The sequence below is a fragment of the Cellulomonas biazotea genome (assembly GCF_004306155.1).
Classification (GTDB): Bacteria; Actinomycetota; Actinomycetes; order Actinomycetales; family Cellulomonadaceae; genus Cellulomonas; species Cellulomonas biazotea.
Map to the genome: position 1 here is coordinate 1 of NZ_BIMR01000522.1, position 590 is coordinate 590.

The 590-nt window shown below is 80.7% G+C and carries 1 protein-coding gene; it reads left to right on the forward strand.

Going from position 1 to position 590, the window contains the following annotated elements:
- The coding region (locus CBZ_RS20585; protein ID WP_281274925.1) for a PP-loop family protein at positions 1-590 on the forward strand (590 nt) is incomplete at both ends.

Sequence of the window (590 nt, forward strand, 5' to 3'; positions counted from 1 at the left end):
GCCCGGGTCGGCGGAGGTCGCCGCGCGCGCTGCCGCGACGTGCCGCGACCTCGGCCTCGACCCCGTGCTGGTCGAGCGCGTCGACGTCGTCGGCCCCGGCGGTCCCGAGGCGGCGGCCCGGACCGCCCGGTACGCCGCGCTCGCACACGCCGCCGACACGGTCGGCGCCGCCGCCGTGCTGCTCGGCCACACGCTCGACGACCAGGCGGAGACCGTCCTGCTGGGCCTCGCACGCGGGTCGGGGGCGCGGTCGCTCGCCGGGATGCCCGCGTCGCGCGGGCTGCTGCGCCGGCCGCTGCTGGGGCTGCGCCGGGCCGACACCCTCGGGGCGTGCGCCGCCGAGGGGCTGGACCCGTGGCACGACCCCACCAACGTCGGGGCGCACGACGACGCCGCGCCGCTGCGCAGCCGGGTCCGCGACCGCGTCCTGCCCGTCCTCGAGCGCGAGCTCGGCCCCGGTGTCGCGCCCGCCCTCGCCCGCACCGCCGACCAGCTCCGCGAGGACGCCGACGCCCTCGACACCCTGGCCACCACCCTCCTCACCACCGCCACCCTCCCCACTCCCACCACCACCCCCACCCCCACCACCC